The 15,653-nt window shown below is 70.4% G+C and carries 12 protein-coding genes, 1 tRNA gene and 1 pseudogene; 10 read left to right on the forward strand and 4 right to left on the reverse strand.

Features of this window, described 5'->3' with window-relative positions:
- Window positions 1-43: 43 nt before the first annotated feature.
- On the forward strand, window positions 44-835 hold the full coding sequence (locus ACFU5F_RS22355) for an SDR family oxidoreductase (protein ID WP_383889971.1): 792 nt from the start codon (window positions 44-46) through the stop codon (window positions 833-835).
- Window positions 835-1,761: an SDR family oxidoreductase gene (locus ACFU5F_RS22360; protein WP_383889974.1), complete on the forward strand. Its 927-nt coding sequence runs from the start codon at window positions 835-837 to the stop codon at window positions 1,759-1,761. Before ACFU5F_RS22355 ends, ACFU5F_RS22360 begins: the two co-directional genes overlap by 1 nt.
- A gap of 201 nt (window positions 1,762-1,962) precedes the next feature.
- On the opposite strand, the gene ACFU5F_RS22365 is transcribed toward ACFU5F_RS22360, so the two are convergent.
- Window positions 1,963-2,874: a hypothetical protein gene (locus ACFU5F_RS22365; protein WP_383889976.1), complete on the reverse strand. Its 912-nt coding sequence runs from the start codon at window positions 2,872-2,874 to the stop codon at window positions 1,963-1,965.
- Window positions 2,875-3,036: 162 nt separating this feature from the next.
- On the opposite strand from ACFU5F_RS22365, the gene ACFU5F_RS22370 reads away from it, so the two are divergent.
- The 5 genes from ACFU5F_RS22370 (at window position 3,037) to ACFU5F_RS22390 (ending at window position 9,615) form a co-directional block, all read left to right on the forward strand.
- Window positions 3,037-3,411 (forward strand): chorismate mutase, encoded by a 375-nt coding sequence (locus ACFU5F_RS22370; RefSeq protein WP_383889979.1) that lies wholly within the window; start codon window positions 3,037-3,039, stop codon window positions 3,409-3,411.
- A gap of 71 nt (window positions 3,412-3,482) precedes the next feature.
- Window positions 3,483-4,004, forward strand: coding sequence for a two-component system response regulator (locus ACFU5F_RS22375; RefSeq protein WP_383889983.1), 522 nt, complete (start codon window positions 3,483-3,485; stop codon window positions 4,002-4,004).
- Between the two features lie 90 nt (window positions 4,005-4,094).
- Window positions 4,095-6,599: an aminopeptidase N gene (gene pepN / locus ACFU5F_RS22380; RefSeq protein ID WP_383889986.1), complete on the forward strand. Its 2,505-nt coding sequence runs from the start codon at window positions 4,095-4,097 to the stop codon at window positions 6,597-6,599.
- 209 nt (window positions 6,600-6,808) lie between these two features.
- Window positions 6,809-8,182: a pyridoxal phosphate-dependent decarboxylase family protein gene (locus ACFU5F_RS22385; RefSeq protein WP_383889989.1), complete on the forward strand. Its 1,374-nt coding sequence runs from the start codon at window positions 6,809-6,811 to the stop codon at window positions 8,180-8,182.
- Window positions 8,179-9,615, forward strand: a complete 1,437-nt coding sequence (locus ACFU5F_RS22390) for a lysine N(6)-hydroxylase/L-ornithine N(5)-oxygenase family protein (protein WP_383889991.1) — start codon at window positions 8,179-8,181, stop codon at window positions 9,613-9,615. The genes ACFU5F_RS22385 and ACFU5F_RS22390 overlap by 4 nt, the downstream gene beginning before the upstream one ends.
- Window positions 9,616-9,733: 118 nt before the next feature.
- On the opposite strand, the gene ACFU5F_RS22395 is transcribed toward ACFU5F_RS22390, so the two are convergent.
- The gene (locus ACFU5F_RS22395) at window positions 9,734-11,545 is read right to left on the reverse strand and encodes a 5'-nucleotidase C-terminal domain-containing protein (RefSeq protein ID WP_383889994.1); all 1,812 of its coding nucleotides are present in this window, start codon (window positions 11,543-11,545) and stop codon (window positions 9,734-9,736) included.
- Between the two features lie 209 nt (window positions 11,546-11,754).
- Here ACFU5F_RS22395 and ACFU5F_RS22400 point away from each other — a divergent pair, with 209 nt between their 5' ends.
- Window positions 11,755-12,474 (forward strand): SIMPL domain-containing protein, encoded by a 720-nt coding sequence (locus tag ACFU5F_RS22400; RefSeq protein WP_383889996.1) that lies wholly within the window; start codon window positions 11,755-11,757, stop codon window positions 12,472-12,474.
- A gap of 146 nt (window positions 12,475-12,620) precedes the next feature.
- Window positions 12,621-14,057, forward strand: coding sequence for a pyruvate kinase (gene pyk / locus ACFU5F_RS22405; protein ID WP_383889999.1), 1,437 nt, complete (start codon window positions 12,621-12,623; stop codon window positions 14,055-14,057).
- Between the two features lie 9 nt (window positions 14,058-14,066).
- On the opposite strand, the pseudogene ACFU5F_RS22410 reads toward pyk, so the two are convergent.
- Both ACFU5F_RS22410 and ACFU5F_RS22415 read right to left on the reverse strand, forming a co-directional pair.
- Window positions 14,067-14,734: pseudogene (locus tag ACFU5F_RS22410) on the reverse strand (helix-turn-helix domain-containing protein); the annotation flags it as partial.
- 37 nt (window positions 14,735-14,771) lie between these two features.
- Window positions 14,772-14,846, reverse strand: a tRNA-Leu gene (locus ACFU5F_RS22415).
- 99 nt (window positions 14,847-14,945) lie between these two features.
- Between ACFU5F_RS22415 and ACFU5F_RS22420 the strand changes: the two genes are divergently transcribed.
- Entirely contained in the window at window positions 14,946-15,599 is a 654-nt protein-coding gene (locus ACFU5F_RS22420; RefSeq protein ID WP_013004434.1) for an ANTAR domain-containing response regulator, read from the forward strand.
- Window positions 15,600-15,653 lie beyond the last annotated feature (54 nt).

Below are 15,653 nucleotides of genomic sequence, written 5' to 3' on the forward strand. Positions count from 1 at the left end.
TAACGTTTGTTAGGTACGTCTCTTGGGTGGAAGGTAGCAGCGGATGCGGCTCAACGGGAAGCTCGCCGTCGTCACCGGGGGCACGCGCGGTGTCGGGGCCGGCATCGCCCGCGCCTTCGCCGAAGCCGGCGCCGAGGTCGTCACCTGTGCCCGCCGCCCGCCCGAAGTCCCGCTCAAGAGAGTCGAGTTCATACCCCTGGACGTCCGGGACCCGGACGCCGCGCACCGCTTCTTCGCCGAACTGCCCCGCGTGGACGTCCTCGTCAACAACGCCGGCGGCACCCCCCACCGCACACTCGCCGAGGCCGACGCGCGCCGCCACGCCCGCGTCCTCGAACTCAACCTCACCGCCCCGCTGACCGTCTCCCTCGCCGCGTACGCACACCTGCGGCGGGCCCGGGGCGCGATCGTGATGATCGGCAGCGTGAGCGGGAGCCGACCCTCGCCCGGCTCGGCCGCCTACGGCGCGGCCAAGGCCGGTCTGGAACACCTGGCCCGCTCCATGGCGGTGGAGTGGGCCCCGGAGATCCGGGTCAACACCCTCGTCCTCGGCATGGTCCGCACGGAACTCTCGCACCTCCACTACGGGGACGAGCAGGGCATCGCCGCCGTGGCCCGCACGGTCCCCCTCGGCCGGCTCGCCACCCCCTCCGACATCGGCGACGCGGCGGTCTTCCTCGCCTCCGACGCCGCCGCCTACATCACCGGAGCCTCCCTCCACGTCCACGGCGGCGGCGAACGCCCGGCCTTCCTGGACGCGGCGACGACCGACGGGGCGCGGCCCCCGTCCCGCAACCCCACCCCCCACCAGGACGACGAGGAAGGCGAACCGTGATGAGCGTGACCAGCAGCGCGCACCCGCTCTGCGAAGGGCGTGTCGTGGTCGTGACCGGCGCCGGGCGAGGGCTCGGGCGGGCGCACGCGCTCGCGTACGCCGCCGAGGGCGCCCGGGTGGTCGTCAACGACCTCGGAGTCGGGCTCGACGGCACGCCAGGCCCCGACAGCCCGGCCGCCCGGGTCGCCGAGGAGATCCGTGCCCGGGGAGGGGAAGCGGTCGCGCACGGCGGGGACATCGCCACCACCGACGGCGCCGCCTCCCTCGTCCGCACCGCCCTGGACACCTACGGCCGCCTCGACACCCTCGTCAACAACGCCGGTTTCCTCCGCGACCGCATGCTCGTCAACCTCGACGAGGAGGACTGGGACGCCGTCCTCCGCGTCCACCTCAAGGGCCACTTCCTTCCCCTCAAGCACGCCGCCGGCCACTGGCGCGCCGAGGCCAAGGCCGGCCGCACACCCACCGCCAGGATCATCAACACCAGCAGCGGCGCGGGTCTGCTGGGCTCGCTCGGCCAGGGCAACTACAGCGCCGCCAAGGCCGGCATCGTCGGCCTCACCCTCGTGGCCGCCGCCGAACTCGCCCGCTACGGCGTCCAGGTCAACGCCATCGCCCCGGCGGCCCGCACCAGGATGACCGAGACGGTCTTCGCCGAGACGATGACCGCGCCGGGCACCGGCTTCGACGCCATGGCCCCCGAGAACGTCTCACCCCTGGTGGTCTGGCTGGGGTCCGCGGCCAGCGACGGCGTCACCGGCCGCGTCTTCGAGACGGAGGCGGGCCGCATCACCGTCATGGAGGGCTGGTCCCCGGGCCCGACCGAGGACAAGGGTGCCCGCCGCACCCCGGGGGAGGCGGGAGAGACCGTACGCAAACTCCTGGCGGAGGCGGAGAGGCCACGCCCGGTGTACGGCGCCTCATGACCGGGGCCGGGGCCGGGGCCTCGAAGGGGCGCGGGGAACTACGCGCCAAGCCCCCACCCACCCACCCACCCGCACCCGCCGACGCACCGACCCAATCCGCCCCTTCCACGCCCCCGCCCCTACCGCGCCCCCGCGCCCCCGCGCCCCCGCGCCCCCGCGCCCCCGCGCCCCCGCGCCCCCGCGCCCCCGCGCCCCCAGAACCTACGTGTCGCACTCCAGCACCGTCCGGCACAATCCACACCGAGCCCGCACCCTCCCCCGCACCGGGACCCGGATCCGCTGATGACACGTCGGACAGGGGAACGACACCCGCAACGCCCCGCGCCTCGCCCCCCGCTCCTCGGGCGAGAACACATACGGCACCCCCTCGGGCGGCGAGGCCGACCGCGGGTCGTCCTGCGCATGGCGCCGGTCACGCGCGTACCGCCGCCGACCCGCCCACCCCGCCGCCGTCAGCGGCGGCTGCCGCTCGTCCCGCAGGGCCCGCACCCGGCCCTCGGCGAACGCGGTGTACGCCTGGGCGCTGGTGAACCACACCGAAGGATCCTCCCCGAACACCTGCGCCCGCTTGGCCAGCACGTACCCGAACTCCTCCGGCGTCAGATACCCCAGCTTCTGCGACGACGCGGCATCCTCCCGGTACGCGTCCAGCAGCAGCCACCCCGCCCCCAGATACGTCGCCGCCGTGTCCGTGAGGATCTCGTTCTCCCGGGTACCGGGGAAGGACAGCCCGAGCCGGTGCAGATACACATGCATCACCTCGTGCGCGAGAGCCGCCCCGATGTCCCGCCGGTGCCTGCGGAAACGGTCGTTGAGCTCGACGAAGTACTCGGGCCCCGCCGCCAGCTCCACACTCGCCGCATGGGTCATCTCCCGGAAACCGACCACCATCCGCGCCTGAGGCAGCCGGTAGTGCCGCACCAGCTCCCGCGCCACCCGCTGCGCACCGAGATGCAGATCGTCGTTGTCGCAGAACGCCACGTCGACCGGGGCCACACTGGTGGCGAACAGCTGGATCGTGTCGTAGGACAGCCGCCTGTACAGCGCGGTGATCGACGCCCGCACGGTCTCCAGATGCGGGTAGCCGTGCTCGACAGGTCCGCCGTCCGCCACGTCCGTACCCCCAAAGACGCCTCGATACGTTCCACTCTAAGCCGATGCCCACCCGCGCCCCGCCCGGCCGTGCGCCCCGCCCCGGCCCGGCCGGTCGCCCGCGCGACCGCCGAACACCGCCCCACGCGGACGGCCCGCCACGGCGTCGTTAGGGTGACGACCATGACCACCAGCAACACCGAGGACGCGAACACCTCGACCGCCCCGGCCGCCGAGATCGACGCGGAGGTGCGGGACGAACTCACCCGGCTGCGCGACAGCATCGACAACATCGACGCCGCCGTCGTGCACATGCTCGCCGAACGCTTCAAGTGCACCCAACGGGTCGGCCATCTCAAGGCCGCGCACCAACTGCCGCCCGCCGACCCCGGCCGCGAGGCACAACAGATCAACCGGCTGCGCGGACTCGCGACAAGTGCCAAGCTGGACCCGGCGTTCGCGGAGAAACTGCTGAACTTCATCATCGCCGAGGTCATCCGCCACCACGAACGCATCGCGGACGACGCCCTGAACGGCACGGCGGCCAGGGGGGAGTGACATCCGGCCCGCCGACGGGCATCCTGCGTGAGCACTCCTTGTCAGGGAACGACTACACGCGGTGAGAGGTCATGTCGTCAGAAGCCAGGATCCTCATCGTCGACGACCACGAGGACACGCTGTACGCCCTGGAGAGCGCCCTCGCCCCGCTGGGCCATCGCCTGGCACGCGCCACCAGCGGCGACGCGGCACTCAAGGAAGTCCTCCGCGGCCAGGTCGGCCTGCTCCTCCTCGACGTCCGCATGCCCGGCGTCAGCGGCCTCGACGTCGTCCGCTACATGCGCGGCGTGGAACAGACCCAGCACATCCCCGTCATCCTCCTCACCGGCTTCGGCCCCGACGCCGAACTCACCTCCACCGCCTTCCGCCTCGGCGTCGCCGACCTCGTCATGAAACCCGTCGACCCCTGGGCCCTGCGCACCAAGGTCCGCTACCTCTACGACGCCCACGCCCGCTCCCACACCCTGGAACGCGAGGTCCGCGACCTCCGCGCCCGCCTCAAGGAACACGAGAACCTCAAGGCCACCGACCGCGACCACCGCGAACGAGGGCGCGTCCCCGCCCAGCACGACGGCGCGAACGACCGGGCATAGGCCGCATACGGCCGGACACACGGCGCACACGACCGGACATAGGTCGCGTACCAGGCCCGCCCCTGTCCAGCGCCTGGGCCATCAGGCAGCATGTCCCTCATGTCCGTACTGACGCGCGACGAAGCGCAAGCCCGTGCTCGGCTCCTCGACGTCCACCGCTACGAGATCGCACTCGACCTCACGCGCGGCGACGAGACCTTCGACTCCCGTACCGTCATCCACTTCACCGTACGGGGGAAGAAGAAGGCCGCGGACACCTTCGTCGAGCTCAAGCCCGCCGAACTGCGCTCGGTCACCCTCGACGGAGAACCCCTCGACCCCGGGACCCTCGACGGCAACCGCCTCACCCTCAAGGGCCTCGCCCCGGGCACCCACGAACTGCGCGTCGACACCGCCATGCGCTACTCCCGCACCGGCGAGGGCATGCACCGCTTCACCGACCCCACCGACGGCGAGACGTACGTCTACACCCAGCTCTTCATGGACGACGTCCAGCGCGTCTTCGCCGCCTTCGACCAGCCCGACCTCAAGGCCGTCTTCGACCTCACCGTCACCGCCCCCGAAGGCTGGACCGTCCTCGCCAACGGCATCACCGGGCGACAGGACGACGGCACCTGGCGGGCCGCCACCACCCCCCCGATCTCCACCTACCTCGTCGCCGTCGCCGCCGGCCCCTGGCACTCCGTCCGCACCGAGCACCGCGGCCTGCCCTTCGGCATCCACTGCCGCCGCTCACTCGCCCCCCACCTCGACACCGACGCCGACGAGATCCTCGACATCACCCGCGCCCTCTACGACCGCTACCACGCCAAGTTCGAGGAGCCGTACCCCTTCGACTCCTACGACCAGGCCTTCGTCCCCGAGTTCAACGCCGGCGCCATGGAGAACCCCGGCCTCGTCACCTTCCGCGACGAGTTCGTCTACCGCTCCGCCGTCACCGACACCGAACGCCAGACCCGCGCCATGGTCATCGCCCACGAGATGGCCCACATGTGGTTCGGCGACCTCGTCACCCTCAAGTGGTGGGACGACATCTGGCTCAACGAGTCCTTCGCCGAGTACATGGGCTACCAGACCCTCACCGAAGCCTCCCGCTTCACCGACACCTGGGTCGACTTCGGCGTCGCCCGCAAGGCCTGGGGCTACGACGCCGACCAGCGCCCCTCCACCCACCCCGTCGCCCCCGAAAACGTCGACGACACCGCCGCAGCCCTCCTCAACTTCGACGGCATCTCCTACGCCAAGGGCGCCTCCGCCCTGCGTCAACTCGTCGCCTGGCTCGGCGAGAAGGACTTCCTCGCCGGCATCAACGCCCACTTCACCCGCCACCGCTTCGGCAACGCCACCCTCGCCGACTTCATCGACAACCTCGCCGGCGCCACCGAACGCGACGTCCACGCCTGGGCCGACGCCTGGCTCCGCACCACCGGCGTCGACACCCTCACCCCCAAGGTCACCCGCGCCGCCGACGGCACCCACACCCTCACCGTCGACCGCACCGGCAGCCGCCCCCACCACATCGCCGTCGGCGTCTACGACCGGGACCCCGGCGACGACCACGGCCACCTCACCCTCCGCGACCGCGTCGAACTCGACCTCCCCCAGACCATCGAGCAGCCCATCGGCAAGCGGCCCGCACTCCTCCTCCTCAACGACGGCGACCTCACCTACGCCAAGATCCGCTTCGACCCCGAGTCCGCCGCCGCCGTCACCACCCACCTCAGCGGCCTCCCCGACCCGCTCCCCCGCGCCGTCGTCTGGAACGCCCTGCGCGACGCCGTACGCGACGCCGAACTCCCCGCCACCGCCTACCTGGACGCCGCCCGCACCCACCTCCCCCACGAGAGCGACCTCGCCATCGTCCAGGGCGTCCTCACCTTCGCCACCACCCAGGTCGCCGACCGCTACCTCACCCCCGAACAGCGCCCCGCCGGCCTCGCCACCCTCGGCTCCCTGTGCCGCGACCTCATCCGCCGCACCGAGGACGGCGACAACCCCGGCCTGCGCCTCACCGCCGTACGCCACTTCATCGACGTCGCCGCCCACCCCGAGACCATCGCCGCCTGGCTCGCCGACGGCACCGTCCCCGGCGGACCCGAACTCGACCCCGAACTGCGCTGGCGCGTCCTCGGCCGGCTCGCCGTCCTCGGCGCCCTCGACACCGCCACCATCGACGGGGAGCTGGAACGCGACCCCAGCGCCAGCGGCCGCGAGGGCGCCGCCCGCTGCCGGGCCGCACTGCCCGAACCCGAGGCCAAACAAGCCGCCTGGGAGGCCATGTTCACCACCGACGACCTCTCCAACTACCTGTTCACCGCCACCGCCCAGGGCTTCTGGCAGCCCGAACAGGCGGACCTCCTCACCGAGTACGTCGAGCGGTACTGGGCCGACGCGGTGTCGCTGGCCGCCCGGCGCGGACCGGCGATCGCGGAAGCAGCCGGACGGTGGGCGTTCCCGGTGTACGCGGTCGCCCCGGAGACGCTGGAACTGGGGGAGCGGTGCCTCCAGGACGGCGAGCCGATCCCGGCGCTGCGGCGGAAGCTGGTGGACCAGCTGGACGACCTGGCGCGTGCGCAGCGGGTGCGGGACGCGTAGGGCCGTTCACCGAGGTCCGCCATGGGGGCCCGGGGTTCTGCGGGAATGAGGCCGGATGCGGCTGATCGCGCAGTTCCCCGCGCCCCTTTCGGGGCGCGCTGATGTGCAGGGCGTCAGCCCGTACCCTCTTTTGGTTGTAAAGAACGGCCTTTTCGGGCCCGGCACCCGATCGGCGTACAAGATGGGATTCCCCGTGCTCGGAGGAATCCATGACCGCTGCGCCCCTCGCCTCGGGACCCCAAGGTCCCGGCGCGCTCCGGCCGTTGCTCGACACCGTGCTCGACGCGTTGCGGGAAGGGACCGAGGCGCGGGGCGGCCCCCTCCCCGCCGGCGGCCCGGAGGCGGTCGCGGCCCTGGTCCGGGAAGCGCTCGGCGAACCGCTGCCCGCCCACGGCGACCCGGACGCCCTGCACCGCCTCGTCCGGGCCCTCGCCGCCGGCACCGCCGACCCGGCCGACCCCCTGTGCGCGGCCCACCTCCACACCCCGCCCCTGGCCGTCGCCGCCGCAGCCGACCTCGCCGCCTCCGTCCTCAACCCCTCCCTCGACTCCTGGGACCAGGCCCCCGCCGCCTCCGCCCTCGAAGCACTGGTGACCCGGGCCCTGGCCGCCGAGGCCGGCGCCGCCGACGCGCTGGTCACCACAGGCGGCACCGAATCCAACCAACTCGCCCTCCTCCTCGCCCGGGAAGCGCACCCCGGCGTACGACTCGTCTGCGGAGCCAACGCCCACCACTCCCTCGTCCGCGCCGCCTGGCTGCTGGGCCTGCCCGACCCCGTCGTCATCCCGACCCCCGCCGGCACCCTCGACCCCACCGCCCTGGACGACGCCCTCACCCACCTCCAGGGCCCCCTCCTCGTCGCCGCCACCGCCGGCACCACCGACGCCGGACTCATCGACCCCCTGCCCGAGATCGCCGACCTGTGCCACCACCACCGAGCCCGACTGCACGTCGACGCGGCCTACGGCGGAGGGCTCCTGTTCAGCGACCGGCACCGGACCAGGCTCGACGGCCTCACCCGCGCCCACACCATCACCCTCGACCTGCACAAACTCGGCTGGCAGCCCGTCGCCGCCGGACTCCTCGCCGTACGGGACACCACAGACCTCACCGCACTGGACCAGCGCGCCGACTACCTCAACGCCGACGACGACACCGAAGCCGGCCTGCCCGACCTCCTCGGCCGGTCGCTGCGCACCACCCGACGGCCCGACATCCTCAAGACCGCCGTCACCCTCAAAACCCTGGGACGCAGCGGACTCGGCGCACTCGTCGACCAAGTCTGCGCCCTCGCCCAGGAGTTCGCCGCCACCGTCGAAGCGCACCCCGGCTTCGAGCTCTACGACCGGCCCACCATCAGCACGGTCCTCTTCCGGCCTGCCGCAGCCACCGACACCACAGCGGCAGCCGTCCGCCGCCGACTCCTCCACGACGGCCGGGCCGTCATAGGCCGCGCCGTGCTCGACGGCCGGCTGTGGCTCAAGGCCACCCTGCTCAACCCCCACACCCGGCCGGAAGACCTCGCCGCCCTGCTGAAACTCGTAGACCTCGCAACAGTCGCCGAAGGACACACCCCCACATGAGCCCGACCCCCGCGCACGACCACCCCGACCCCGAAGCCCCCCGCGACCTCGTCGGCATCGGCATCGGCCCCGCCAACCTCTCCCTGGCCGCCCTCGCCCAGCCCCTCACCACACTCGACGCCGTCTTCTACGAACAACGCCCCGGCTTCGACTGGCACCCGGGACTGCTCATCGAGGGCGCCACGGTCCAGGTCCCCTTCCTGGCCGACCTGGTGACCCTCGCCGACCCCCAGAGCCCCTGGTCGTTCCTGAACTACCTCAGAACCCGCGACCGACTCTTCCCGTTCTACTTCGCCGAGCGCTTCCACATCCAGCGCGCCGAGTACGACGCCTACTGCCGCTGGGTCGCCGAGAACCTGCCCGGACTACGCTTCGGCCACCAGGTCGACTCGGTGCGCTGGAACCCCGAACGCGACCTGTTCGAAGTCGACCACACCCGCCTCGACGACGACGGACAGGCCGAGGAACTCGGCCGCACCTACACACGCAACATCGTGCTCGGCGTCGGCACCGAACCCCACGTCCCCGAACCCCTCAAACCCCTCGTCGAAGCGGCCGGCGTACCCGTCGTCCACGCCGCCGACTACCTCGACGAGCGCGACCGCCTCCTCGCCACCGGACACATCACCGTCATCGGCGCCGGACAGTCCGGAGCAGAGGTCTTCCTCGACCTGCTCCGCCACCGGCCCCCCGGCCGGGAACGACTCCACTGGCTCGGCCGCACCGAGGCCTTCGCCCCCATGGAGTACTCGAAACTCGGCCTCGAACACTTCACACCCGACTACACCCGCTACTTCCACGCCCTCACCGAACCCACCCGGGACCGGCTCGTCGCCGCACAATGGCAGCTCCACAAGGGCATCGGCGCCGACACCATCGCCGCCATCCACGACGAGCTGTACCGCCGCACCCTCGACGGCGGCTGGCCCGACGCCGTCCTCACCCCCGGCGTACACGTCCGCACCGCCGGCCGGCTCGCCACCACCAAGGTCGAACTCCACCTCGAACACAGCGAACAGGGCACCCGCTCCCGCCTCACCACCGACGCCGTCGTCCTCGCCACCGGCTACCACGAACGCCCCCTCGACCGCGTCCTCGCCGGCCTCGACCCGTACATGCGCCGCGACAACCGCGAGCGACCCCGCGTCGACGAGAACTTCCGGATGATCCTCGACCCGTCCGTCACCGCCGCGGACCGCCACGTCTACGTCCAGAACGCCGAACTCCACACCCACGGCGTCGGCGCCCCCGACCTCGGCCTCGCCGCCTGGCGCAGCGCCACCATCCTCAACACCCTCACCGGCAAGGAGCCCTACCCCCTCCCGGGCCGCACCGCCTTCACCACCTTCGGCCTCGAACCCCAACCCCGGATCCCGGCAGCCCGGCAGGCCCCCACCCCCACCCCACTGACCCCACTCGTCGACGTCCGCTAGCCGACAACGCGACATCGCCGCCGCCGTAGCCGTCACAGACCCGGACCCGGACCCCAACCCCGCATCCGTATCCGCATCCGCGACGACCTCGACAGCGGCGACCGCCACCACGTTCGGACTAGAAGACCGGCGTACCGTTCCGCGTCAGCTTCCAGTCCACCGACGCGAACGCCGCCGGGTCGATCGACCCCTTCGCCTTCACCCACGCGATCATCGTGTTACGGATCTCGTCCGAGTTCGACCACAGCAGCGGCGACGCGGCGACATGCGGGAAGTTGCCGCCGCCGTTGGCCCGGTAGTTGTTCACCGCGAACACGAACTTCCGGTCGTCCGCCAGCGGAGCACCCTCGAACCGCACGTTCGTGATGCGCGACCCCGCCGGCTTCGCGATGTCGATCTCGTACGACAGCCCGCTCACCGCGTCGTAGTTGTAGTCCGGCGTCCCGTTCGCGTTCGTCAGCTTCGCCGGATCGACCACCGCGTCCGCCGCCGTCTGCACGAAGTAGTTCGCCGAGAACTCCAGATACGCCTTCATCTGCGCACCCGTCATCAGACGCGCCTCCAGCGTGTTCTCGAAGACGTACAGACCCGCCACGTCCCGGATCGTCACGTTCCCCGCCGGAATCACCGCGCTCCGCGAGAACGCCGCCGCCTGCGACAGCACCGGCAGCGACGCGTACTCCGTGGACGCCAGCGCCTGCTTCACCGTGTCGGCCTGGATGTGGTTGATCAGATCGATGATCGCCACATCCTTGTACGGCGCCTCCACCGACGTCATCTCCGCCGCGTTCGTCCCGATGACCTGGTTGACGTACGCCACGACCTTCTTGTGCTCGTCCACGAGCATCGACACGATCTTCGGGTCCTCCTCCACCGTGTTGGAGTTGAGCACCTGCGCGCCGACCTTCTCCAGCCTCCAGGAGCCCTTGCTCCACACCATCTCGAAGTCGAACAGCGTCAGCCGCTGCCCCCACTTCAACGGCTCCGACAGCACGACCTGCTTGCCGGTCTCCTTGTTGGTGACGAAGTACTCCGGGATCTCCGTGTGCGCGTGCCCCACCAGGATCGCGTCGATCCCCGGCACCTGCTCGGCCACCAGCCCGGCCGCGTTCTCGATGTACGGCAGCTGGTCACCGTACGACGACGTACCCGACGAACCGCTGTGCGCCGACACGATCACGACGTCCGCACCCATCGACCGCAGCTTCGGCACCCACTTCGCCGCCTGCTCCTCCAGACCCGGGAACGTCATCTTCCCCTGCACATTGGCCTTGTCCCAGATCGCGATCCCCGGGTTCGTCAGCCCCAGCACCGCCACCCGCACATCCGGGCCGTGCGGCGTACGCATCCGGTGCATGCTGTACGGCGGGAACGCCGGCAGCAGCGTCTTGGCGTCCAGCGCGTTCGCCCCCAGCAGCGGGAAACGACACTGCTTCTGGAACTTCCGCAGCACCGGAATGCCGTAGTTGAACTCGTGGTTCCCCAGCGCCGCCGCGTCGTAGTCCATCGCGTTCATCGCCTGCGCCATCGGGTGCACCGGACCGCCCTTGGCGGTGATCGGGTCCACCTTCGCGTAGTAGTACGACAGCTGCGTGCCCTGGATCGTGTCACCCGCGTCGATCAGCAGCGTGTTCCGGCGGCCCTTCTCCTTACGGATCCGGTTCACCAGCGTGGAGATCTTCGCCAGACCGACGTCGTTGTGCTGCTTGTCGTCGAACTCCTTGTCCGTGAAGTAGTCCCAGTTGAAGACGTTGCCGTGCAGGTCGGTCGTCCCCATGACCGTGAAGCTGTACCGGTCGGCGTCCTTCTTCCGGCCACCGGCCCTCGCCTCCGCCGCCTGCGCGCTCGGAGCCATCGCCGAACCGGCGATGGCCACGCCCGCACCGGTCACGGCCGACTTCTTCAGAAACTTCCGGCGGTTCAGGGGCATCTCAGGTACTCCTCGGAGGAACGGGACGATCTTGACGCGCGTAGACCTGTAGGGACCTGCATGAACCATGAACGACGGAACAGAGGGCCAAAGGGGACGACGCGCGTAGATTCTGACCCGTACCACCCCCACCGCAACAGACCCCCAGGGTTTCGATCTGGTGACCTGCACAACCCTGGCACCAGGCCATCAGTGACAGAGTGGGGCGTATGACCACCAGCGCAGAGGAAGCCGCACCCGCCCCCGTCCCCTACGGCACCCCCGACGCACCCCGCATCGCCGTCCGCGGAGAAGCCCGCCTCGACGTCGACCCCGAGATAGCCCGCATCACCGTCACCGTCCTCGCCCGCGGCAAGGACCGACGCACCGCCCTCGACGACCTCACCCGCCGCAACACCACCGTCCTCGACCTCGTCAAAAGCTACGGCCAAGCCGTCGAACGACTGGAAACCGGCGCCTTCTCCCTCACCCCCGAACTCAAGGAAAAAGGCCGAGGCGAACGCATCCAGGCCTACCACGGCCGCGTCCACATCACCGCCGACCTCACCGACTTCACCGCCCTCGGCGAACTCACCACCCGCCTCGCCGACCTCGACCTCACGCGCATCGACGGCCCCTGGTGGTCCCTGCGCCCCGACTCACCCACCCACCGCCAGGCCAGACAACAAGCCGTCAAAGAAGCCGTCCAACGCGCCCGGGAATACGCCGAAGCCCTCGGCACCACCCTCGCCGCCCTCGTCGAACTCGCCGACATCGGCGCCGAAGCCCCCCAACCCCTCCGCCCCGCAGCCCCCGGCGGCCTCATGCGCTCCGCCCGAGCCAAGAGCACCGACGACACCGACGCCCCACCCCTCGACCTCGAACCCCAACGCCAACGCGTCCACGCACAGGTCAACGCACGCTTCACCATGCACCCTCCGCGCCTGTGACCCGACCCCCGGGACACCCCGGTCGGCACCGGCCGGGGCACCCTTCACAACATGGTGACTGCTTGTCAAATACCCTTCACCCGAAGGCCGTTGAGCTGTCATGCCCCACCACCTCACTACCGGCGGGTAAGCCCTAGGGTCGACACATGCGCCGAGCAAAGATCGTCTGCACCCTCGGGCCCGCCACCGACTCGTACGACCAGATCAAGGCACTGGTCGAGGCCGGCATGGACATCGCCCGCTTCAACCTCAGCCACGGCAGCCACGCCGAACACGACGAGCGGTACCGGCACGTCCGCAAGGCCGCCGACGAGACCGGCCGCAGCGTCGGCACCCTCGCCGACCTTCAAGGCCCGAAGATCCGCCTCGGCCACTTCACCGAAGGCCCCGTACTCCTCGAACGCGACGACACCTTCACCCTCAGTACCGAGGAGGGCGCGACCGGGGACAGCGAGGGCTGCGGCACCACGTACGCCGGCCTCGCCGCCGACGTCCACCCCGGCGACCGCATCCTCGTCGACGACGGCAAGGTCACCCTCGAAGTCACCGCGATCGACGGCCCTCACGTTCGCACGCAGGTCGTCGAGGGCGGGATCGTCTCCGACCACAAGGGCCTCAACCTGCCCGGCGTCGCCGTCTCGATCCCCGCCCTGTCGCAGAAGGACGAGGAAGACCTCCGCTGGGCCCTGCGCACCGGCTTCGACACCATCGCCCAGTCGTTCGTCCGCTCCGGCCACGACATCGAACCCCTCCACCGGATCATGGACGAGGAAGGCCGCCGCCTCCCCGTCCTCGCCAAGATCGAGAAACCCCAGGCCGTCGACACCATCGACGAGATCGTCGCCGCCTTCGACGGCATCATGATCACGCGCGGCGACCTCGGCGTCGAAATGCCCCTGGAACAGGTCCCGCTGGTCCAGAAACGCGTGATCAAACTGGCGAAACGCAACGCCAAGCCGGTCATCGTCGCCACCCAGATGCTCGACTCGATGATCCACCACTCCCGGCCCACCCGCGCCGAGGTCAGCGACGTCGCCAACGCCGTCCTCGACGGCACGGACGCGGTGATGCTCTCCGGCGAGACGAGCGTCGGCAAGTACGCGGTGGAGACGGTCCGCACGATGAGCCGCATCGTCGCGGCGGCGGAGGAAGACATGCTGGAGAAAGGCCTCCCACCCCTCACCGAGCACAACAAGCCCCGCACCCAGGGCGGCGCCATGGCCCGCGCGGCCGCCGAACTCGGCGACTTCCTCGACGCCAGGTTCCTGGTCGCCTTCAGCCAGTCCGGCGACACCGCCCGCCGCCTCTCCCGCTACCGCTCCCCGATCCCGCTCCTGGCCTTCACCCCGGACCCGGCGACCCGCTCGCAGCTGAGCGTGACGTGGGGCGTGGAGACCTTCCTGGGCCCGCGCGTCGACTCCACGGACGCGATGGTCGACCAGGTGGACGAACTGCTGCTGACGTACGGCCGCTGCAAGAAGGGTGATGTGGTCGTGATCACGGCGGGCTCACCGCCGGGGGTGGCGGGCACGACGAACATGGTGCGGGTGCATCACATCGGGGAGGGCGGGGGTTCGAGGTAGGGCGGGCTGGTACGTGGGGCCCACGTGAGTGTCCATGAGGGCTACGGAGGCTTTGCGGGCGATGGAGATGTTGCGGGTGTTCGCGGGTTTCCATTCGACGCCTACCTGATCCAGTGCGCCCGTGAAGAGACGGATGATGTCGGCCGACACGTTGGTGAAGAAGTACCGGGGATACTCGTAGCGCTTGGGTTCGCCGCCGACCAGGCGCGTCGTCCAGTTGGTGATGCGGCAGCCGTCGGAGTGGGTGAGGCCCCGGATGAACTCCCAGGGGTGGTTGCCGACGATGGCTTGCTGCCAGGGGACGAGAGCGATGGTGCGCTCATGCTTCTTCCCGGGTCCGTGCTGGGGGAAGAGCTGGGGCGAGTGTCGGGAGTAGCTGGTGACCATCGTGCAGCCCTCCTTCTGGAGGAGGTGGACACCGGTGCCGGGGCGTACGTTCGTGATGGCCTCGCGGCACTGTTGCAGGAGGCCGGGCCAGGCGTCGGCGCAGGCGATGCGGAGGTAGTAGCCGCTGCGAGGGTGGGCGCTGATGCAGCCGTCACCCAGGTAGAGGCCCAGCAGGTAGGAGTACGCGCCCTCATCCGCCGGTGGGCCGGGGTCTGTGCAGGCCATGCGAGCAGCGGTTCGAGGCGCTGATTCCAGGAACGGACGGCAGCTCGCGAGATGCCCGGGGACATCCGCTTTCGTGTCGTGACCTTGGAATTAAAGGAAAAGTGCCCCAGGTGGGATTCGAACCCACACTGTCCGCTGTTTGAGAGCGGCCTCTCTGACCAGTTGGAGTACTGGGGCCTTAGAAAGGAAGGGAAAGCAAGCCCCCTCGCGTACTTACCCTACCGCAGCTAGGTACCCTCATGTCAGCAGTACCCCTGCCCCGAACAAGGAGCCCCCGTGACCGCCCCCGAGTCGCCCCAGCCCGTCGCCGACGACGATGACAAGTCGCACGTGCCTCCGCTGACGACCCGTGTCGTCATCGCCGAGGACGAGGCGCTGATCCGTCTCGATCTCAAGGAGATGCTCGAAGAGGAGGGCTACTCCGTCGTGGGCGAGGCCGGTGACGGGGAGCAGGCCATCGAGCTGGCCCGGGAGCACCGGCCGGATCTGGTGATCCTCGATGTGAAGATGCCGAAGATGGACGGGATCTCGGCGGCGGAGAAGATCGCCGAGGAGCGTATCGCGCCGGTGCTGATGCTGACCGCGTTCTCGCAGCGCGATCTCGTCGAGCGGGCCCGGGACGCGGGGGCGATGGCGTATCTGGTGAAGCCGTTCAGCAAGAGTGACGTGGTGCCGGCGATCGAGATGGCGGTGTCGCGGTTCACGGAGCTGAAGGAACTGGAGAACGAGGTCGCCGACCTCACGCTCCGTCTGGAGACCCGCAAGCTGGTGGACCGGGCGAAGTCGATTCTGCAGACGGAGTACGGGCTGACGGAGCCGGCGGCGTTCCGTTGGATCCAGAAGACGTCGATGGACCGGCGGATGTCGATGCAGCAGGTCGCGGAGGCGGTCATTCAGGACGCGGACGAGAAGAAGGCCGCGAAGGGCTGATCGACCCGGTACACACACCTACGACGAGGCCCGCACCCCCCTTCAGATGGGGGG

It is taken from the genome of Streptomyces sp. NPDC057438 (assembly GCF_042802995.1).
GTDB lineage: Bacteria > Actinomycetota > Actinomycetes > Streptomycetales > Streptomycetaceae > Streptomyces.